This window comes from Gluconacetobacter diazotrophicus PA1 5, assembly GCF_000021325.1.
Lineage (GTDB): Bacteria > Pseudomonadota > Alphaproteobacteria > Acetobacterales > Acetobacteraceae > Gluconacetobacter > Gluconacetobacter diazotrophicus.
In genome coordinates this window covers 2,381,383-2,398,644 of sequence record NC_011365.1, presented here as the reverse complement: position 1 = coordinate 2,398,644, position 17,262 = coordinate 2,381,383, and the positions used below count along the sequence as shown (strand labels likewise).

At 71.1% G+C, this 17,262-nt stretch carries 17 protein-coding genes; 14 read left to right on the top strand and 3 right to left on the bottom strand.

Annotated features, from left to right (window positions below; genetic code table 11):
- Positions 1–8: 8 nt before the first annotated feature.
- Positions 9–884 carry a slipin family protein gene (locus tag GDIA_RS10920; protein WP_012554171.1) on the bottom strand — a complete coding sequence of 292 codons (876 nt, stop codon included), beginning with the start codon at positions 882–884 and terminating at the stop codon, positions 9–11.
- A gap of 225 nt (positions 885–1,109) precedes the next feature.
- Here GDIA_RS10920 and GDIA_RS10915 point away from each other — a divergent pair, with 225 nt between their 5' ends.
- Genes GDIA_RS10915 through GDIA_RS10895 form a run of 5 tightly spaced genes read left to right on the top strand, consistent with a single transcriptional unit; the run spans position 1,110 to position 5,675 of the window.
- Positions 1,110–2,315 carry an aspartate aminotransferase family protein gene (locus GDIA_RS10915; RefSeq protein ID WP_012554170.1) on the top strand — a complete coding sequence of 402 codons (1,206 nt, stop codon included), beginning with the start codon at positions 1,110–1,112 and terminating at the stop codon, positions 2,313–2,315.
- Positions 2,312–3,307: an ornithine carbamoyltransferase gene (gene argF / locus GDIA_RS10910; protein ID WP_012554169.1), complete on the top strand. Its 996-nt coding sequence runs from the start codon at positions 2,312–2,314 to the stop codon at positions 3,305–3,307. Before GDIA_RS10915 ends, argF begins: the two co-directional genes overlap by 4 nt.
- Entirely contained in the window at positions 3,304–3,624 is a 321-nt protein-coding gene (locus GDIA_RS10905; protein ID WP_012554168.1) for a hypothetical protein, read from the top strand. Before argF ends, GDIA_RS10905 begins: the two co-directional genes overlap by 4 nt.
- Before the next feature lie 17 nt (positions 3,625–3,641).
- Positions 3,642–4,604: an Hsp33 family molecular chaperone HslO gene (gene hslO / locus GDIA_RS10900; protein ID WP_012554167.1), complete on the top strand. Its 963-nt coding sequence runs from the start codon at positions 3,642–3,644 to the stop codon at positions 4,602–4,604.
- Between the two features lie 54 nt (positions 4,605–4,658).
- Positions 4,659–5,675, top strand: coding sequence for a hypothetical protein (locus GDIA_RS10895; protein WP_012554166.1), 1,017 nt, complete (start codon positions 4,659–4,661; stop codon positions 5,673–5,675).
- Between the two features lie 23 nt (positions 5,676–5,698).
- Here the strand turns inward: GDIA_RS10895 and GDIA_RS10890 are convergent, their stop codons facing one another.
- On the bottom strand, positions 5,699–7,825 hold the full coding sequence (locus tag GDIA_RS10890; protein WP_012554165.1) for a protein-disulfide reductase DsbD family protein: 2,127 nt from the start codon (positions 7,823–7,825) through the stop codon (positions 5,699–5,701).
- Positions 7,826–7,914: 89 nt separating this feature from the next.
- On the opposite strand from GDIA_RS10890, the gene hrpB reads away from it, so the two are divergent.
- The 9 genes from hrpB (at position 7,915) to GDIA_RS10845 (ending at position 16,447) form a co-directional block, all read left to right on the top strand.
- The gene (gene hrpB / locus GDIA_RS10885) at positions 7,915–10,476 is read left to right on the top strand and encodes an ATP-dependent helicase HrpB (RefSeq protein ID WP_012554164.1); all 2,562 of its coding nucleotides are present in this window, start codon (positions 7,915–7,917) and stop codon (positions 10,474–10,476) included.
- Positions 10,477–10,568: 92 nt separating this feature from the next.
- The gene (locus GDIA_RS10880; protein ID WP_012554163.1) at positions 10,569–11,675 is read left to right on the top strand and encodes a S1C family serine protease; all 1,107 of its coding nucleotides are present in this window, start codon (positions 10,569–10,571) and stop codon (positions 11,673–11,675) included.
- A gap of 77 nt (positions 11,676–11,752) precedes the next feature.
- Positions 11,753–12,433: a winged helix-turn-helix domain-containing protein gene (locus tag GDIA_RS10875; RefSeq protein WP_012554162.1), complete on the top strand. Its 681-nt coding sequence runs from the start codon at positions 11,753–11,755 to the stop codon at positions 12,431–12,433.
- Positions 12,434–12,452: 19 nt separating this feature from the next.
- A complete protein-coding gene (locus GDIA_RS10870; protein ID WP_012224752.1) occupies positions 12,453–14,000 on the top strand; it encodes a sensor histidine kinase in 1,548 nt (515 codons plus the stop codon).
- A gap of 20 nt (positions 14,001–14,020) precedes the next feature.
- Positions 14,021–14,350, top strand: a complete 330-nt coding sequence (locus tag GDIA_RS10865; protein ID WP_012554161.1) for a hypothetical protein — start codon at positions 14,021–14,023, stop codon at positions 14,348–14,350.
- Complete coding sequence (locus GDIA_RS10860; RefSeq protein WP_012224750.1) at positions 14,347–15,072, top strand: SIMPL domain-containing protein; 726 nt, start codon at positions 14,347–14,349, stop codon at positions 15,070–15,072. Before GDIA_RS10865 ends, GDIA_RS10860 begins: the two co-directional genes overlap by 4 nt.
- A 70-nt stretch (positions 15,073–15,142) precedes the next feature.
- Complete coding sequence (locus tag GDIA_RS10855; protein WP_012224749.1) at positions 15,143–15,370, top strand: AbrB/MazE/SpoVT family DNA-binding domain-containing protein; 228 nt, start codon at positions 15,143–15,145, stop codon at positions 15,368–15,370.
- Positions 15,367–15,759, top strand: coding sequence for a type II toxin-antitoxin system death-on-curing family toxin (locus GDIA_RS10850; protein WP_012224748.1), 393 nt, complete (start codon positions 15,367–15,369; stop codon positions 15,757–15,759). Before GDIA_RS10855 ends, GDIA_RS10850 begins: the two co-directional genes overlap by 4 nt.
- The gene (locus GDIA_RS10845) at positions 15,752–16,447 is read left to right on the top strand and encodes a GNAT family N-acetyltransferase (RefSeq protein ID WP_012554160.1); all 696 of its coding nucleotides are present in this window, start codon (positions 15,752–15,754) and stop codon (positions 16,445–16,447) included. The genes GDIA_RS10850 and GDIA_RS10845 overlap by 8 nt, the downstream gene beginning before the upstream one ends.
- Before the next feature lie 52 nt (positions 16,448–16,499).
- Here GDIA_RS10845 and infC read toward each other — a convergent pair whose 3' ends face one another.
- The gene (gene infC / locus GDIA_RS10840) at positions 16,500–17,021 is read right to left on the bottom strand and encodes a translation initiation factor IF-3 (RefSeq protein WP_012224746.1); all 522 of its coding nucleotides are present in this window, start codon (positions 17,019–17,021) and stop codon (positions 16,500–16,502) included.
- Positions 17,022–17,262: the final 241 nt, after the last annotated feature.

The window sequence follows — 17,262 nt, the reverse complement described above, 5'->3', positions numbered from 1 at the left end:
TTCCGGGTTCACTCGGCGGCGCTTCGCACGGCGGGCGGCGCCATATTCGACAGCACCAGCGCCGACGCCGGATTCATGCTGTCGATCATGCTGGTGGGGATCAGGATCGTCGCCCCGCGTTCCTTGGTCGTCTCGTAGATGATGTTCATGGCGCGTAGCTGCAGGGCGGCGGGGTGGCCGGCATAGGCCTCGGCCGCATCCACGAACCGGCCCGCCACCTCGGCCTCGGCCGACCCCAGGATGATCCGCGCCTGCTTTTCGCGCTCGGCCTGGGCCTGGCGCGACATCGCATCCTGCAGGGCGACGGGAATGGCGACGTCGCGGATTTCGACCGACATCACGTCGATGCCCCAGGCGGCGGTCTTGGTACCGATTTCCGCGCGCAACTGCTCGTTGGACGTCCGGCGGTCGGACAGCAGCGCCGCCAGCATGGACGCGCCGATCATCTCGCGCAGCGAGGTCTGGGCGATCCGGTCGATGGCCTCGCGGTAGTTTGTAATCCGCAGGGCCGCCGCCTCGGCATCGCGGACATGCCAGAAGATCACGGCATCGACATTCACCGGCACCGTGTCGCGGGTCAGCGCCTGTTCGGCGTTGAAGCCGGTGGTCTGGATGCGCTCGTCGATGATCGCGACGATCCGGTCGATGACCGGGACGATCATGAACAGGCCGGGGCCCCGTACCGCCTGCAGGCGCCCCATCCGCAGCACGACGAATTTTTCCCAGACATTGGCCATCCGCAGCGACAGGAACACCAGCACCGACAGGACCAGGAACGGCAGGGCGACCACCGGGCTGAACATCCCTTCGGCGCTCCACAGGCCGCCGAACAGCAGCCCGGCCAGAAGCAGCGCTGCCGACAGGACAAGTGTGATGGCATTCATGACACGCCCCCTTGGGCAGACCCGATCCGCTACGTTGGCACGCACGGGGCGGGGTTCAAGGACGGCGGGGCGGAGACAGGATTTGACTTGTGCCCGCGCCGACCCGCATCATGCATATGGAAACATGGCCCACCCGCCCCGGCGCGTGGGCCCTTTCGCGTTTCCGCCTGGACACCCCGAAACCCGGGCCCATGACCCGGACAGAACGATAAGGTCCCGCCTTCCATGATCCCCGCCCTGATGCCCACCTACAACCGTGCCGACCTTGCTTTCGAGCGGGGCGAAGGCTGCTGGCTGTACGCGGCGGACGGGCGACGATTCCTGGATCTGGGGGCGGGGATCGCGACCTCGTCCCTCGGGCACAACAACCCGCGCCTGGTGTCGGCCATTGCCGAACAGGCGGCGCGGGTGATGCATGTGTCGAACCTGTACCGCGTTCCCCAGGCCGAGCGCCTGGCCGAGCGGCTGGTCGCCGCCAGCTTCGCCGACAGCGTGTTCTTCTGCAATTCGGGCGCCGAGGCGAACGAAGGCATGGTCAAGATGATCCGCCGCGCCCAGGCGCGCGGCGGCCATCCCGAACGCAACCGCATCATCTGCTTCGACGGCGCGTTCCACGGCCGCACGCTGGCCATGCTGGCCGCCACCGGCAACCCGAAATACCTGGACGGGTTCGGCCCGGAGGTCGCGGGATTCGACCATGTGCCGATGAACAACATGAACGCCGTGCGCGCCGCCATCACGGCGGAAACCGCGGGCATCATGATCGAACCGGTGCAGGGCGAAAGCGGCATCAACGTCGCCGATCCGCGCTTCCTGCAGGAACTGCGCGCGGCGTGCGACGAATTCGGCCTGTATCTGGGCATGGACGAGGTCCAGTGCGGCATGGGCCGGACCGGGCGGCTGTTCGCCCATGAATGGTCGGGGGTGACGCCCGACGTGCTGTCCACCGCCAAGGGCATCGCCGGCGGCTTCCCGATGGGCGCCATCCTGGCGACCGAAACGGTGGCCCGCCACCTGACGCCCGGGTCGCACGGGACCACGTTCGGCGGCAACCCGCTGGCCTGCGCGGCCGCGAACGTGGTGCTGGACGTGCTGCTGGCCCCCGGCTTCCTGGACCAGGTGCAGGCGCGCGGCGCGCAACTGGCCCGCGCGCTGGACGAACTGGTGGCCGAATTCCCGGACCTGTTCGACGGGCGGCGCGGCATCGGCCTGATGCTGGGCCTGCGCTGCACGGTTCCGGTCGCGCTGGTGCAGGACGCGGCGATGCATGAGGGCGTGCTGAGCGTCACCGCCGGGGACAACGTGCTGCGCCTGGTGCCCCCCCTGGTGATCACCGAGGCCGATTGCGCCGAAGCCGGCCGGCGGCTGCGCCACGCGGCGCTGCGGGTGCGGGCGCACCTGGCGGCGACGGCCAGGGAGAGTGTGGCATGAACGCGCTGCCCACCACCGCCCGGAACACCGCCCCGCCCCGGCACTTCCTGGACCTGCGCGATTTCGACGGCGCCACGCTGCGCGCCATCCTGGACCTGGGCAGCCGCATCAAGCGGATGCAGCACGGACGGACCCGCCCGCTGCATCCCCGCCAGCCGCTGCTGGGCCGCGCGCTGGGCCTGATGCTGTCCAAGCCCTCGACCCGCACCCGCGTGTCGTTCGAGGTCGGGATGCGCCAGTTGGGCGGCGACGTCATCCTGCTGTCGCCCAACGACATGCAACTGGGACGGGGCGAGAGCGTGGCCGACACCGCGCGCGTGCTGTCGCGCTTCGTCGACGCCATCGTGCTGCGCACCGGCAATACCGCGGCCCTGCACGATCTGGCGCGCTGGGCCAGCGTGCCGGTCATCAACGGGCTGACGCCGGACTCCCACCCGGTGCAGATCCTGGCCGACATCATGACGTTCGAGGAACATCGCGGCCCGATCGCCGGCCGCACGGTGGCGTGGGTGGGGGACGGCAACAATGTCGCGACCTCGTTCATCGAGGCGGCGCGACTGTTCGGCTTCCGCCTGCGCCTGGCCACCCCGCCCGGGCACATGCCCTCCACCCAGGCCCTGGCATGGGCACGGCAGGGGGGTGCCGACATCGTCGTGACGACCGACCCGCGCGCCGCCGTCGCCGGGGCGGACTGCGTCGTCACCGACACCTGGGTCAGCATGTCGGACACCGACGCGGCGCAGCGCCTGATCGCCTTCGACCCGTACCGGGTCGATGCCGCGCTGATGGCGCTGGCGGCGCCCGACGCCCTGTTCATGCACTGCCTGCCCGCCCATATCGGCGACGAAGTGACCGAGGACGTGTTCGAAGGCCCCCATTCGGTGGTGTTCGACGAGGCCGAGAACCGGCTGCACGCGCAGAAGGGGCTGCTGGTCTGGGCAATGGGCGGCGAGCACTGGCAGGATTACGGACAGGAGGAACCGACCCGATGACAGGACCGGCCGAAACCCCCGCCCACCCCACCACCACCGAGGACGTTCCCGCCGCGCCCGGGTGGGTCGAAGGGGTCGTCGAAGCCGCGTTCGCCACCCTGCCCTGCTCCGGCCCCGGCGTGACGATCCTGCGCAACGCCTATCTGGACTGCCTGGCCGGCGCCACGCGGACCGAGGACCTGGACGCGGCGCACGATCGCTGCCGCCAGGTGCTGCTGAAGGCGCTGGCGAGCAAGGAAAAGGTGCGCCCGGACCTGCTGCGCGCCTTCGAGACGCGGCTGGAGGCCCTGGAGGCCGAAATCAGCGCCCGCATCTGATGCAGGAGAACCCCGGCATGATCGACACCCCCGCCTTCCTCGACACCCACCGGCCCGACGTGCCCGACCTGGTCGTCCCGCAGGGGGTGACGCCGTTCTACCTGGCCGGGCGGCCGGTACGCGGGCGGCTGGTGCGGGTGGGGGCGCTGACCGACGCCCTGCTGGTCCGGCACGACCATCCGGACATCGTGCTGCGCCTGGCAGGCGAGGCGCTGGCGCTGGTCGCCGGGCTGGCATCGGCCCTGAAATTCCAGGGATCGTTCTCGCTGCAGGCCAGGACCGACGGTCCGGTTTCCTCCCTGGTGGCGGACTGCACCCATGCCGGCGCGCTGCGGTTCCATGCGCGGTCGGACGCGGAGCAGGTCGCGGCGCTGGCGGCGTCCGAGCCCGATGCGGACGCGGCCCGGCTGCTGGGCGCGGGCTATCTGGCGTTCACCGTGGACCAGGGACCGGATACCGACCTCCATCAGGGCATCGTCGAAATCCGCGGCCCGTCGCTGTCGGACATGGCCGGCCATTATTTCGAGACCAGCGAGCAGCATGCCTGCTGGATTCGCTTGGCCTGCGTGCACACCGATGCGGGCTGGCGAGCCAGCGCGCTGATCCTGGAGCGCATCGCGACCGAGGGCGGGATCGCGGCGGAAACGGCGCCTGAAGGCGACGCGGACGAAAACTGGGCTACCGCCGTCACCCTGGCCGAGACGGTGACCGAGGCCGAACTGACCGACGACGCTCTGGCGCCCGAAACGCTGCTGTACCGCCTGTTCCATTCCGAGGATGTCTGCGCCGACCGTCCCCGGGCGCTGGCCTTCGGCTGCCGGTGCAGCCGGGCCCGGCTGTCCGGAATCCTGGAGACGTTTTCGGGCGACGACCTGGACCACATGGCCGAGGACGGGACGATCAGCATGAGCTGCGAGTTCTGCAATATCAGCTTCCGCTTTCCCCGGACCGAGATCGGCGGGGCGACGGCCGCGGATTGACCGGCGCAACGCGGGGCGGCACTTTTCCCGTTCCAATTGTTGGAGATACCGTCCATGCGTTCGTCCCGCCGGGCCGTCCGGTTGCCCCTGCTGCTGCTGCTCGCCTGCCCGCTTCTGCCGCTCGCGGCATGCGACGACACGCCGCCGCAGACCGCCTTCGCGCCGATGCATTACGACTACCTGCCGGTGCTGCACCTGAATGTCGGGACGATCACCACCGTCGATAACGGGCAGCCGGGATCGGTGCCGGGCGATATTTCCGGCCGCGCGCCGACGCCGCCCGACCAGGCGCTGCTGCGCATGGCGGCCGACCGGCTGATGGCGGCGGGCAGCGCCGGCAGCGCGGTCTTCACGATCGACAGGGCTTCCATCCTGCACATGCCCGGCGGCACGCTGGAAGGACAGATGGACGTGCATCTGGATGTCACCGCCGCCAACGGCCAGCGTTCGGCTTACGCCGAGGCGCATGTCCATCGCAGCTTCAGCCCGGGCGCGTCCGACGATGACGGCAATGCGGACAGCCCGGCCCATCTGTACACGCTGACGTCGCAGATGATGAAGGACATGAATATCGAGCTGGAATTCCAGATCCGGCATCATCTGGCGGACTGGCTGGTCGATACCGCCGGCACCAGCGCGGCCGGCGCGATCCAGCAGCAGACGCTGGGCCTGCCCGGAACGACGCCGGACATGACCGCCACCCCGGCGGCGGCCACCGTCCCGGCCGGTCCGGCCCCGGATTCGACGGCCCCCGCGGTAGCGCCCGCACCGGCCCCGGCACCCGCCGCCGCTCCTGCCGCCTCGCCCGACGCAACCCCGGCCGCGCCGGCCCCCGCTCCCGCTGTGTCCGCCCCCCCGGCAACGCCGCCGGCCAGCAGCGGGCCCGATGCGATCTTCCCCACCGGGGCCCCCGGCGGCGATGCCGCCAGCCCTGACCCGGCGGCGCCGCGCACCCTGTCGCCGCAGCCCGGCTACCTGACCCTGCCGCCGGGCACGGCCACCGCCGCACCCGCGACCACACCCGCGACCGGCACCCCCGCCAGTCCGGCCGACAACAGCAACGGCTACTGATCGCCTGAAGGGGAACGGACGCGCTATCCTTTCAGCGCGTCCAGCACCAGTCCGGTCGTCAGGATCTGCGGCAGGGCCCGGCCATCGCCGCTGCCCGGCGGGTAATAGAGGTAGAACGGCACCCCCGCCCGCCCATGGGCGTCCAGGAAGGCGCTGATCGCCGCGTTCCGGTTGGTCCAGTCGCCCTTCATGTAGACCACGTGCCGGTCATGGAACGCCGCCTGTACCGGGGCCGAGGACAGGGCCACCCGTTCGTTCACCAGGCAGGAAATGCACCACGCCGCCGTCATGTCCACGAACACCGGGCGGCCCTGCGCCCGCAACGTGGCCAGCCGGCTGGCCGAAAACGGTTCCGACCCGTCGGCGGCCAGACGCGCCGCGCCCCCGGATACGGTGCCGCCCAGCCCGGGCAGCAGCGCCATGGCCAGCGCCAGCGCGGCCAGCGCCACCGCCCGGCACAGGCGAATGCGCCGCGCCGGGCCGTCGCGCATGGCCATGCCCTGCGCCAGGCCGGTCAGCCACGCCGCCAGCCCGATCAGCACCAGCCCGATGCCCAGCACTGCGATCGCGCCGGCCCCGGCCTGCAACGCCAGCACCCACATCAGCCATACGCAGGTGCCCAGCACCGGAAAGGCCAGGCCCTGGCGCAGGATATCCATCCACGCGCCGGGGCGCGGCAGGTGGCGCGCCAGCCCCGGCACGCCGGCCAGCAGCAGGTAGGGCGCAGCCAGCCCCGCCCCCATCGCGACGAACACCGCCATCGCCACGACCGGCGAGGCCGCCAGCGCGCCCGCGATCGCCGCCCCCATGAACGGCGCGGTGCAGGGGGTGGCCACCAGCACCGCCAGCACCCCGGTCATCGCATCGCCCAGATAGCCGGTGCGCGACACGCCCACGCCGCCCAGCGCCGCGATGCCGTTGCCCATGCCGAACACGCCCAGCAGGTTCAGCGCCACCGCGAACAGCAGCCAGCACATGGCGGCGACAAAGGCCGCCGACTGGAACTGGAAGCCCCAGCCCGCGACGGCCCCGGCCGCGCGCAGCGCCAGGATCACGCCGCCCAGCATCACAAACGCGCCGATCACGCCGCCCGCATAGGCCCCGGCGCCGGCCAGCCGCGCCGACGCGCCCCCGCCGGCCAGGCGGGTCAGGGCCATCGCCTTCATCACCAGCACCGGAAACACGCACGGCATCAAATTCAGGATCAGCCCGCCGGCGAAAGCCAGCAGCAGCATGCGCGCCGCGCCGCTATGGGCCGGCCCGGGGACCGCCCCAGGGGTCACGGTCGGCACCGCACCGGGACGGGCCGAAACCGACAGGCCGCGTTCCTGCCCCGCCGCATCCTTCAGCACCAGCACGCCGTCCAGCGTGGGGGCGGCGTGGAAGGCGTCGCCGGGCTTCAGCGCCAGGGTCAGCCCGCCGTCATGGACCGACAGGGCCTGCGCCGCATCCTGGTCGATGGCGCCGGAGATCGTGGGCATGAACCAGGCATCACGCACCGTATCGGACGACAGCCCCGCGCCCGTGATCGCCAACACGCCATCGGACGCGATCATCGCGGCGAAGGGCGAGGCAACCGGCCGCGCGGCGGCGGCGCGCGCGAACAGCGGCGCCTGGTCCGAGGGCGCGGGGTCGCCCGGCGGCAGCGTCAGGGTGAACCGCCCCTGTTCGGGCACGCAGACGGCGGCGCAGACCAGCCATTCGGCCGTGGCCTGCAACACCATCGGCCCGTCCCCCGGTCCGGTCGGGCGCAGTTCGGCCGGCAGCAGCACCTCGCCGGTATAGCCGTAGGACATCAGCGGCCCGTCGGGCAGGCGCCGGGGCACCGGCCAGGCAATGGTGCCGGATGCGCCGGCGGCCCCGCCACCGGCCTGCACCGCCAGGGTCGGGGCCTCGCCCGCGTCGCCGGGATTGATCCAGTAGGTATGCCACCCCGGCTGCAGCCGCAGGCGCAGCCCGACATGCAGCGGCATGCCGGGCCGGTACCGGTCGGTGTCCGTCACCAGCGTCGCGCTGTCGCGCGTGGTGGTCAGCGCCGCACTCTCAGCCGCCCCCGCGCGGCCGGACGGCAGCGCCAGGAGGAAGACAAGCGGCGCCAGAAACAGCAATGACAGACGCAGGAACGGGGGCAGGCGCCAGGATAGGACCACGAAGGGGGCTCCGGAACGAGGGGGCGGAAGAATGGGCGTGCGACGGCCGGCGATTGCCGGTTCCAGGTCGCGGACGCATAAAGCAGGATATGGAATCCGACCACGCCCTGCAAAGCCCCCTTCCGGCGCTCGCCCTTCCGGCCGACCTGCCGGTGGCGGCCATCCTGCCGGCCCTGCGCGCCAGCCTGGCGGAGCATCCCTCCGCCGTGCTGGTGGCGCCCCCGGGCGCGGGCAAGACCACGACGGTGCCGCTGGCGCTGCTGGACGCGCCCTGGCGGGGGGACGGGCGCATCGTCATGCTGGAACCGCGCCGGCTGGCCGCCCGCGCGGCGGCGCAGCGCATGGCGGCGCTGCTGGGCGAGGACGCCGGCGGCCTGGTCGGCTACCGCACCCGGCTGGACTCCGCCATATCGGAGCGCACGCGCATCGAGGTGGTGACCGAAGGGCTGATGGTGCGGCGCCTGCTGGCCGACCCGACGCTGGAGGGCGTGGCCTGCGTCATCCTGGACGAGATCCACGAGCGCTCGCTGGACGCCGACGCGGCGCTGGCCTTCTGCCTGGACGTGCAGCGCAGCCTGCGGCCGGACCTGCGTCTGGTGGCGATGTCGGCCACCATGGACGGCGCGGCGCTGTCGGCGCTGATGGAGGCGCGGCTGATCGAAAGCGCCGGCCGGATGTTCCCCGTCGCGATCCATCACGCCCCGCGCGACATCCCGCATGTGCGCGACCTGCCCGAGGCGATGGCCCGCGCGATCCGCGCCGCCCTGGCCGAGCATGAGGGCGATATCCTGGCCTTCCTGCCCGGGGTGGGGGAAATCCGCCGCACGCAGGCGGCACTGGCCGGCGCGCCCGCCGCGATCCTGCCGCTGTATGGCGACATGCCGCCCGCCGAGCAGGACCGCGTGCTGCGCCCCGGCCCCAGCGACGGACAAAAGGGGAATGGCCGGCGGGTGATCCTGGCGACCTCGATCGCCGAGACATCGCTGACCGTGCCCGGGGTCCGGGTGGTGGTGGATGGCGGCTATCGGCGCAGCCCGCGCCTGGACCCCGGCACCGGCCTGTCGCGGCTGGAGACGGTGCGGATTTCCCGCGCCGCCGCCGCCCAGCGCGCCGGCCGCGCCGGACGCGAGGGTCCCGGCGCCGCCCTGCGCCTGTGGAGCGAGGCGACGCAACGCGGCATGGCCCCGCACGACCGCCCGGAAATCCTGGATGCCGAACTGACCGGCCTGCGGCTGGACACCGCCGCGTGGCAGGCGGCGATGGGCACCGCCCCGGACGAACTGCCCCTGCCCGACGCCCCGCCCAACGGCGCGTTCGAGGCCGCGCGCGCCCTGCTGCTGGCGCTGGGGGCCCTGGACGACGACGCGCGCATCACCGCCGAGGGCGAGCGCATGGCGGCGCTGGGCGCGCATCCGCGCCTGGCGGCGATGATGCTGGCCGCCCGCGATGCCGGCGAGGCCGCGCTGGCCGCCGACATCGCCGCCCTGCTGGAGGAACGCGACCCGCTGCGGCCCCGCCCGGCGGGCGGCCGGGGCGCGCCCGCCGTGCCCCCCGCCGACATCGCGCTGCGGCTGGACCTGATCGCGGGCGGCGACCATGCCGACGCCGATCGCGGCGCACTGGCGCGCATCCGGCAGGCGGCGGGCCAGTATCGCCGCCGGCTGGGCCTGCGGGCCGGCACGGCGGGCCAGGGCCATGCCGCGTCGCTGCTGGCCGCCGCCTTCCCCGACCGCATCGCACAGCGCCGGGGGGAGCCGGGCAGCTTCCGCCTGTCCGGCGGGGGCGGCGCGCGGCTGGGCAAGACCGACCGGCTGGCCGATGCCGGCCTGCTGGCGGTGGCGACGCTGCATGTCCGCACCGCCGCCGACATCCGCATGGCGGCGGCGCTGGACCCGGATTCACTGCCCGAGACGGTGCGCCGCCGCGCCACCGAGCAGGTGGAGACCACCCTGGACCCGGTGACCGGATCGGTGATGGCCCGGCGCCGGCTGAGGCTGGGGGCGCTGGTACTGCGGGACCGCACGGTCGCGGCCGCGCCCGGCGACGTGGCGGACCTGTTGCTGCGCCAGGTGGCGGACCGGCTGGACACCACCCTGGGCTGGACCCCGGCATCCCGCCAGTTCCAGGCCCGCGTGGCCCTGGCGCGCGGCCTGCCGGGGCGCGACGCGCTGCCGGATCTGTCGGACGCCGCACTGGCCGCCGACGCCGCCGAATGGCTGGCCCCCTGGCTGACGGGCCTGAGCCGCCTGTCCGAGGTCGCGGCGCTGGACGTGCTGGCAATGCTGCGCGGGCGGCTGGACCATGCCACGCTGGCGTGGCTGGACCGGGCGCTGCCCACGCACCTGGACCTGCCGGGCGGGCGGGTCCCGGTGGATTATACCCAGCCGGTTCCCACGGCCTCGGCCCGCGCCCAGACCTTCTACGGCGTGCGCGAGACGCCGCGCCTGGCCGACGGGCAGGTCGGGCTGCAGGTCGCGCTGCTGTCACCCGCCGGGCGGCCGCAGGCCATCACCGCCGACCTGGCCGGATTCTGGGCCGGAAGCTGGGCGGACATGCGCCGCGACATGCGCGGGCGCTACCCCCGCCACGACTGGCCGGAAAACCCGGCGACCGCCGCGCCCCCCGCGCGTCATGCCGGCCGCCGGCCGTGACCGCCGCCGCCATGACGGCGGCGCGAACATGCGCTATCGTCGCGATATCCGTAACGCGCCGACCCATGCGCCATGAACAGGATGTCATACCCATGCGGATGGTAAGCCGGCCGAAGCGTTGCGCGGCGGCCGTGGCCGGCCTGGCCCTGGGTTTCACCTGCGCCACCGCGCGGGCCGACGCCCCCCTGTTCGCGCCGCCCGCGCCGCCGCTGGTCACCTCCGGGCCGCTGACCTTCGCGCCGCTGGTGCGTCAGGTGGTGCCGGCCGTGGTCAATATCGCCGTGACGCAGGATGCCGACGACCCGCAGAAGCGCGTGCCGGTTCCCCCGGGCGTCAAGGGCACGCCCTTCGAGAAGCGGTTCCGCGAGCGCATGCGCTCGCGCGGCGAGGAGATGCTGGGCGCCGGATCGGGCTTCATCATCGACCCCAGCGGCGTGATCGTGACCAACAACCATGTGGTGGGCGAGGCCGACCACATCACGGTCTCGCTGTCCGACGGAACCGAATATCCCGCCCGTCTGGTGGGCAGCGACGACCTGACCGACATCGCGGTCATCAGCATCCAGGCCCCGCATCCGCTGCCGTTCGTGACCTGGGGCGACAGCCGGCAGATCAATGTCGGCGACTGGATCATGGCGGCGGGCAACCCGTTCGGCCTGGGCTCGTCCGTCACCGCCGGGATCGTGTCCGCGCGCGGGCGCGATATCGGCGCCAGCCCGTTCGACGATTTCCTGCAACTGGACGCGCCGATCAATCCCGGCAATTCGGGGGGGCCGTCGTTCAACCTCAGCGGCCAGGTGGTGGCGCTGAACACCGCCATCGTGTCGCCCACCGGCGGGTCGGTGGGAATCGGCTTCGGCATTCCGTCGGAAATCGTGGCCCCCATCGTGGCCGAACTGCGCCGCAGCGGGCACATCGCGCGCGGCTGGCTGGGCGTGACCCTGGCGGATGGCGACACCCATGACGGGGTGCGCATCACCGACATCGACCATGACGGCCCCGCCCAGCGGGCCAGGCTGCGCACCGGCGACATCGTGCTGAGCGTGGGGGACGAACCGATGGATACCTCCCGCACCCTGATCCGCACCATCGCGGCGGAACATCCCGGTTCGACCGTGCAGGTCCGCATCCGCCGCCACGGCGCCGTGCTGACGGTGCCGGTCGCGGTGGGAAGCCGGCCGGCGGATATGGACGACTAGGTACCTCCCGCTCTGGCCAGTGCGGCCGCATGCAGCGTAAGATGATCGGCCAAGGTTGAAACGGGAGCCGGACCGACATGCATATCCTGGTCGTCGAGGATGATCCGACCGTCCGCAATTTCGTCGCCAAGGGCCTGCGCGAGGCCGGGCACCTGGTCGAGCCGGTGGACAACGGCAAGGACGGGCTGTTCCTGGCGGTCAGCGAGAATTTCGACCTGATCATCCTGGACCGCATGCTACCGGGCGGGATCGACGGGCTGCGGCTGCTGGAAACCATCCGCGCGCAGAACAACAGCACGCCGGTCCTGCTGCTGTCGGCGCTGGCGGACGTGGATGACCGCGTGCAGGGCCTGAAGGCCGGCGGCGACGATTACGTCACCAAGCCCTTCGCCTTCAGCGAATTGCTGGCCCGGGTCGAGGCCCTGTCGCGCCGGGGGCGCAGCGACAACGCGCCGCTGACGCGCCTGAACGTGGCGGACCTGGAAATCGACCTGCTGTCGCGGTCGGTCCGCCGCGGCGGGCAGCGCATCGACCTGCAGCCCCGCGAATTCCGGCTGCTGGAATACCTGATGCGCCATGCCGGCCAGGTCGTGACGCGCACCATGCTGCTGGAAGGCGTGTGGGACTATCATTTCGACCCGCAGACCAACGTCATCGACGTCCATGTGTCCCGCCTGCGCCAGAAGGTGGACAAGCCGTTCGATACCCCCCTGATCCATACCATCCGCAACGCCGGCTACATGCTGCGGGCGGAATAGGAACGCGGGACCGCGCATCATGCAATCCGGGCAGCAGACCGCCTCGGGCACGGGCCGGCGCCGGTTCAGGCTGCCCCGTTCGGCCAGCCTGCGCTTTTCGCTGGGCTATGGCGTGCTGTTCGCCCTGTCCTCGATCCTGTTCATGTCCTTCATCTGGTGGGGGACGATCGGCTTCCTGGAACGGCAGGTGGAAACCGCGATCAATGCCGACGCCCGGGCGCTGAGCCAGCGCTGGGCCGAGGGCGGGCTGCCGACCCTGGCGCTGACGATCGACGACCGGCTGGAACAGAACCTGGATGACGACGCGATCTACCTGATGGTCGACCCGACCGGCCACCGGCTGGCGGGCAACCTGTCGGAATGGCCGGCCATGATCACCAGCACCGACCGGTGGTACGCGCTGGAGGTCACGCGGGCGGGCATGCGCGACATGGCGCAGGTCCATGCCTTCGCCCTGCCGGGCGGCTTCCGGCTGCTGGTCGGGCGGGATGTCCGGTCGCGCGCCGTGCTGCGCCGCCTGCTGACCGATTCCCTGCTTTGGGCGTGGATGATGGTGACGCTGCTGGCGATCAGCGGCGCGGTGCTGGTGCACGGCATGTTCCGCCGCATGATCAAGTCGATCGCCCAGACCACGTCGGCGATCGCGCATGGCGACCTGTCGCGCCGGATGCCGCTGGTCGGCAATGGCGACGAGCTGGACCAGGTGGCCGAGGCGATCAACGAGATGCTGGACCGCATCGTGCGGCTGATGGACGGCGTGCGCCAGGTGTCCAATTCCATCGCCCACGACCTGCGCACGCCCATCACCCGCGCCCGCACCCAGTTGGAGGACGCGGCCGAGCATGCAAGCGGCGAGGGCGAACTGCGCGCGGCCATCGACCGTGCCGTGGGTCACCTGGACAATGTGACGGCGGTGTTCGAGGCCCTGCTGCGGATCGCGCAGATCGAGGCCGGGTCCCGCCGATCGGCCTTCGCCCCGTTCGACCTGGTGCCGCTGCTGGCCGATATCGGCGACCTGTACGAGGCCGTGGCCGAGGAACGGCAGATCCGGCTGGTGCTGCGCCTGCCGCCCACCCTGCCCTTCTACGGCGACCAGGCGATGATGCAGCAGGCGGTGGCCAACCTGCTGGACAACGCCATCAAGTTTTCACCCGCCGGGGGAACGGTCACGCTGGCCGTCGCCCTGGGACCGGCCCTGCTGCCGGGGCTGAGCGGGTCCGCCCCGGGGCGCAATGCCGTATCCATCGCCGTCACCGACGAGGGGATCGGCATGAACGAGGCCGACATGGCGCGTGCGTCGGAACGCTTCTTCCGTGCCGAGACGGCCCGCAACACCCCCGGCGCGGGCCTGGGCCTGTCGCTGGTGCAGGCGATCGTGCAACTGCATGGCGGCGTGCTGCGGCTGCGCAGCAATGCGCCGGGGCTGTCGGTCCGCATGGTGCTGCCCGTGGCGCGCGAGGCCGCCCGCCCCCGCTTCGCCTCGCGCGCGCCCGTTCCGCTCCCGCCCGCGCCGCCGCCGGACGGCGTGACGGAGACTTCACATTCACCCCATGGGGGCGACACGTGACACGCCCTAGGCTTCGAATCATGAGCATGCAGCCTCCTCCGGTTCCAGTCCTGCTGGCCATGGGCTTCTGCCTGTGCGGTTTCGCGCCGGCACCGGACGAGGGCACGCCGCTGCCCGCCGGCAGCCACGCGGTTTCCGACAGCGGACATCCGGTCGTCATCACCAGCGACAGCCGCGCCTTCTGCGAACGGCTGGTCACCGTCATCGACGCCTATGGCCCCCCGCTGACGCGCGAGGTCCATGACCTGCGCATCCAGGGCGCGCATCTTTGCCGCGAGGGCAGGGTCCGTTCGGGCATCGTCCAGTTGCGCCGCGCCCTGATGGTGCTGAAGGAAGACAATCATTCATGACCCGTCGTCTCGTTCTCCCCCTCGCCGCGTCCGCCCTGCTTGCCATCGCCGCCCTGCCCGGTCCCGCCGCCGCCCAGGACATGCCCGCCCCGGATGCACGCGCGCCGGATACACGCCTGGCGGCCACCGAACTGACCCTGTCCGGGACGGGCACGGTCCATGCCGCGCCCGACCGGCTGACCGCGACGCTGTTCGCCGAGAGCGCGGCCGCGACGGCGGCTGCGGCGCAGGGGCGGGTCAACGCGCTGGTCCGCCAGGCCATGGACGCCGCCCATGCGGCCGGCGGCGTCACCACCGTGACCGAGGGCTATTCCGTCCAGCATGACGACAGCGCCAAGCCGCCCCAATGGGTGGCGCGCCAGACCATCCGCCTGGCCGGGGCCGACGGCACGGCGCTGCTGGACCTGGTGGGCAGGCTGCAGGCGCGCGGGCTGGGCCTGTCGGGACTGGACTGGTCCCTGTCGCCCGACCGGCGGCAGGATTTGACCCGCCAGGCCGAGTCCGAGGCGCTGAAGGATGTCCGCCGCCGGGCGGACTCCGCCGCGGCGACGCTGGGCCTGAAAATCGGGACCCTTCGCAGGGTCGCACTGGGCGACCGGACCATGCCGCGCCCCATGCCGATGATGATGATGGCCGCCCGCGCCGCCGTCGCGCCCTCCGCCCCCGCCGAGGAACAGGACGTCACCGCCTCGGCCACCGCGACGTTCCTGCTGCATCCGTAGAATCCGGGAAGAGTAGCTGACAGGGCGAATGCCGGAGCCTATATTACGTTTTGTAAGATAGGGGGCGAACATGGAAACGGTCGTGCTGCGCAAGCAGGGCAATTCGGTCGGCGTGACGCTGCCGGCGGAAACGCGCATCCGGCTGGGGCTGGAAGTCGGGCAGGAACTGACGCTGGTCGAGATGGCGGACGGAGTGAAGCTGGTCAAACGCAACCTGAAGCTGGAACGCCAGATGCAACTGGCGCGCGAGGTGCTGCGCGAACAGGCTGACGCGCTTCAGGAACTGGCCAAACGGTGAACGCCCCGGAATTTCTGGAACCTGATGCCGTCCTGTTCCTGCATGACCATGCCTTGCGCGAATATGGCGGCGCGCACGGGCTGAAGAACGAGGATCTGCTGCATAGTGCCCTCGGGCGGCCTCTGAACCGCTATCATTATGCCGATCCGGGCACTGTCGATCTCTTCGATCTCGCCGCCGCCTACGCGTTCGGCATCGCCGGCAACCATCCGTTCAACGACGCGAACAAGCGCACCGCGTGGGGCTGCTGCGTGCTGTTCCTCAAGGTGAATGATGCCGACGTCATGGCGGAGGCACCCGAAATCGTCGAGCAGATGGTGGCACTCGTCGAAAGTCGGATCGAGGAGGCGGGATTCGCGCGCTGGTTGCGGGAGCATCGACGTGACTGACTTCAACATCCGGCAGGAGGTTCTGGACCGTCCGGTCTGGAATGCGCTTTCAGGACGTCAGGGGGCGCTGGCCATCGGGGATGACGAGGTGCGTCGCTTCGATCCGGCCATCGGGCCGTTCGGCGCCGCGCGCACGAACACGGCACGGCATCTGGACCTGCTGGCGGATCTGTCCGGGAGCGGGGAATTCTGGACCGTCGAAAAGGAAGCGGTTCCTCCGCCTTCCGGCGCCGTCATCATCCGCAGCGCGGAATGCCTGCAAATGGTCGCATCCCGTGTGACGGAGGATAGCCGTCGCTTTTCGTTCTCCGAGCTCGGAGAGTCCGATGCCGCCGAGATGCTGGCACTTGCGACCCTCACCGCTCCGGGTCCCTTTCTCGCCGGCACGTGGCGCCTGGGCGGCTTCGTGGGCATTCGGGACCGGGGCCGCCTGGTCGCCATGGCCGGCGAGCGCCTGAAGCCGGGGCGTTTTACCGAGGTGAGCGGGGTCTGCACCCACCCGGACCATCGCGGGCGCGGCTATGCGGCCTTCCTGATGCGAACCGTCGCCACGCGCATTCTCGACCGGGGCGAAAGGCCCTTCCTGCATTCCTATGCCGACAATACCGGCGCGATCGCGCTTTACGAGGCCCTTGGGTTCAGGCCCCACCAGCGCGTGACGGCGACCGTGATGCGGGCGCGTAAATAAAAAAAAGCCCGGACCAGGGTCCGGGCTTTTTTCGTTCCAGGCCCTGCCGGGGTCAACGGGGCGACAGGACCATGATCATCTGGCGGTTTTCGAGCTTGGGCATCTGCTCGACCTTCGCCTGTTCGTCCATCTCGGTGCGGATGCGTTCCAGGACCTTGATGCCCAGGTCCTGGTGCGCCATTTCGCGGCCACGGAAGCGCAGCGTCACCTTGACCTTGTCGCCCTCGCCGATGAACGACTTCATGGCGCGCATCTTCACCTGATAGTCGTTCTCATCGATATTCGGCCGGACCTTGACCTCCTTGATCTCGATGACCTTCTGCTTCTTGCGGGCCTCGTTGCGCTTTTTCTGCTGTTCGTACTTGAACTTGCCGTAATCCAGGATCTTGGCGACCGGGGGTTCGGCGTTCGGACTGATTTCCAGCAGGTCGAGACCGACCGCATAAGCGCGCATCAGCGCGTCGCGTGTGGGCATGACGCCCAGCATCTCGCCGTCCGCGTCGATCAGACGCACCTGCGGGACACGAATTTCCTCGTTGACGCGTGGGCCCTCGCGGTTAGGCGGAGTGGGCATCGGAGGTCTGGCTATGGTCGGCTCCTGTCTTCGTTTTCGCCCCGGAGAGCGCACCACCCCCGCCACTGCCCGCGGGCAATGGGGTCGAGACAGCGCAAATGGCCTCCGAGTTTGCCGTTATTGGCGCAAACCGCCCCCCGAGATCAAGCTCTGTCGGTGCATGAACGGCGAAGCCAGCCATGCACCGGCAGCACAATGTCATCCCGGGCGGGACCTGACCGCCTAACGGGGTCCGACCGGA

Bases quoted from the DNA above. Each gene is read 5' to 3' on its own strand.
- GDIA_RS10920 (WP_012554171.1), bottom strand. From the start codon at position 884: ATGAATGCCATCACACTTGTCCTGTCGGCAGCGCTGCTTCTGGCCGGG.
- GDIA_RS10915 (WP_012554170.1), top strand. From the start codon at position 1,110: ATGATCCCCGCCCTGATGCCCACCTACAACCGTGCCGACCTTGCTTTC.
- argF (WP_012554169.1), top strand. From the start codon at position 2,312: ATGAACGCGCTGCCCACCACCGCCCGGAACACCGCCCCGCCCCGGCAC.
- GDIA_RS10905 (WP_012554168.1), top strand. From the start codon at position 3,304: ATGACAGGACCGGCCGAAACCCCCGCCCACCCCACCACCACCGAGGAC.
- hslO (WP_012554167.1), top strand. From the start codon at position 3,642: ATGATCGACACCCCCGCCTTCCTCGACACCCACCGGCCCGACGTGCCC.
- GDIA_RS10895 (WP_012554166.1), top strand. From the start codon at position 4,659: ATGCGTTCGTCCCGCCGGGCCGTCCGGTTGCCCCTGCTGCTGCTGCTC.
- hrpB (WP_012554164.1), top strand. From the start codon at position 7,915: ATGGAATCCGACCACGCCCTGCAAAGCCCCCTTCCGGCGCTCGCCCTT.
- GDIA_RS10880 (WP_012554163.1), top strand. From the start codon at position 10,569: ATGCGGATGGTAAGCCGGCCGAAGCGTTGCGCGGCGGCCGTGGCCGGC.
- GDIA_RS10875 (WP_012554162.1), top strand. From the start codon at position 11,753: ATGCATATCCTGGTCGTCGAGGATGATCCGACCGTCCGCAATTTCGTC.
- GDIA_RS10870 (WP_012224752.1), top strand. From the start codon at position 12,453: ATGCAATCCGGGCAGCAGACCGCCTCGGGCACGGGCCGGCGCCGGTTC.
- GDIA_RS10865 (WP_012554161.1), top strand. From the start codon at position 14,021: ATGAGCATGCAGCCTCCTCCGGTTCCAGTCCTGCTGGCCATGGGCTTC.
- GDIA_RS10860 (WP_012224750.1), top strand. From the start codon at position 14,347: ATGACCCGTCGTCTCGTTCTCCCCCTCGCCGCGTCCGCCCTGCTTGCC.
- GDIA_RS10855 (WP_012224749.1), top strand. From the start codon at position 15,143: ATGGAAACGGTCGTGCTGCGCAAGCAGGGCAATTCGGTCGGCGTGACG.
- infC (WP_012224746.1), bottom strand. From the start codon at position 17,021: ATGCCCACTCCGCCTAACCGCGAGGGCCCACGCGTCAACGAGGAAATT.